This window comes from Mesorhizobium sp. M2A.F.Ca.ET.037.01.1.1 (assembly GCF_003998075.1).
In the GTDB taxonomy this organism is placed as follows: domain Bacteria; phylum Pseudomonadota; class Alphaproteobacteria; order Rhizobiales; family Rhizobiaceae; genus Mesorhizobium.
Genome location: NZ_RZSA01001090.1, coordinates 1 through 2,051, shown reverse-complemented (window position 1 = coordinate 2,051; position 2,051 = coordinate 1). Strand labels below are relative to the sequence as shown.

The following is a 2,051-nucleotide window of genomic DNA, read 5'->3' as shown; positions in this document are numbered from 1 at the left end:
ATATCAGCCATGTCGCGAAGGACCTGCCCGACTACGAGGTTCTGGCCAAATACGAACCGCCGGTGACGACGCGCATTCATGCCTCCGACGGCTCGCTGATGGCGGAATATGCGCGCGAGCGGCGCCTCTATCTGCCGATCCAGGCCATCCCGGACCGCGTCAAGGCCGCTTTCATGTCGGCCGAGGACAAGAACTTCTACAACCACCCCGGCATTGACGTAACCGGCCTCGGCCGCGCCATCATCGTCAACCTGCAGAATCTCGGCTCGGGCCGGCGCCAGGTCGGCGCTTCGACCATCACCCAGCAGGTGGCGAAGAACTTCCTGCTCACCTCGGACCAGACCTACGAGCGCAAGATCAAGGAGATGATCCTGGCCTTCCGCATCGAGCAGGCCTATTCCAAGGACCGCATCCTCGAACTCTACCTCAACGAAATCTTCTTCGGCTTCGGCGCTTATGGCGTCGCGGGTGCCGCGCTCACCTATTTCGACAAGTCGGTCAACGAGCTGACGGTCGCGGAAGCCGCCTATCTCGCCTCGCTGCCCAAGGGCCCGAACAATTATCACCCCTTCAAGCATGCTGACCGCGCGATCGAGCGCCGCAACTGGGTCATCGACCAGATGGTCGAGAATGGCTACGTCACCCGCGAGGAGGGCGCCAAGGCCAAGGCCGAGCCGCTTGGCGTGACGCCGCGCCGCAATGGCTCCTATCTGTTTGCCGGCGAGTATTTCACCGAGGAAGTCCGCCGCCAGATCATCGCCCGCTACGGCGAGAACGCGCTCTATGAGGGCGGCCTGTCGGTGCGCACCACGCTCGATCCGAACATCCAGCTTATCGCCCGCAAGTCGCTGCAGAACGGCCTGCTCAAATACGACATGCTGCGCGGTTACCGCGGTCCGGTCACGCATATCGACATTTCCGGCGACTGGGGCGTGCCGCTCGGTAACGCGAAGGGCCTAGAGGACGTGCCGGAATGGAAGCTTGCCGTTGTGCTCGATAGTTCGGCGGACGGCCTGACCATCGGCATCCAGCCGACGCGCCAGGTCTCCGGCGAGCTGGTCAAGGACCGCGTCCAGGGCACCGTCAGCAAGGACGACATGGGCTTTGCCATGCGCCATTTCGTCAACGGCAAGTCCGTCAGGGCGAAGTCTCCGGCGGAAGTGCTGGAGCCCGGCGACGTCGTCTTCGTGCAGAAGAACGAAGGTTCCGACAACACCTATATGCTGCGCCAGGTGCCCGAGGTTGAGGGCGGTCTCGTCGCCATGGATCCGCATACCGGCCGCGTGCTCGCCATGGTCGGCGGATTCTCCTACGCGCAGTCCGAGTTCAACCGCGCGACCCAGGCGATGCGCCAGCCCGGCTCCTCGTTCAAGCCGATTGTCTATTCGGCCGCGCTCGACAATGGCTATACGCCGGCCTCGGTGATCATGGACGGCCCGATCACCATCCAGAGCGGCAACACCACCTGGACCCCGAAGAACTATGACGGCACGGTCGCTGGCCCGGCCACGTTGCGCTCCGGCATCGAGAAGTCGCGCAACCTGATGACGGTGCGGCTCGCCAACGACATGGGCATGAAGCTGGTCGTGGAATATGCCGAGCGCTTCGGTGTCTACGATCATCTGGCGCCCTATCTGCCGATGGCGCTGGGCTCCGGCGAGACGACCGTCATGCGCATGGTCTCGGCCTATTCGATCATGGCCAACGGCGGCAAATCGATCAAACCCTCGCTGATCGACCGCATCCAGGACCGCTACGGCAAGACGGTGTTCAAGCAGGATGAGCGCGGCTGCGAAGGCTGCAACGCCGCCGAATGGAAGAACCAACCCGAGCCGGAGCTGGTCGACAATTCCGAGCAGGTGCTCGACCCGATGACGGCCTACCAGATCACCTCGATGATGGAAGGCGTGGTCCAGCGCGGCACCGGCGCCACCATCGGCGAGCTCGGCCGCCACATCGCCGGCAAGACCGGCACCACCAATGACGAGAAGGACGCCTGGTTCATCGGCTTCACGCCGAACCTCGTCGTCGGTCTCTACATGGGCTACGAC

General features: G+C 63.6%; 1 protein-coding gene. It reads left to right on the top strand.

The window, feature by feature from the left end:
* Positions 1 to 2,051 (top strand): penicillin-binding protein 1A (locus EOA27_RS33730; RefSeq protein ID WP_145970730.1); only part of this gene is annotated, 2,051 nt, incomplete at both ends.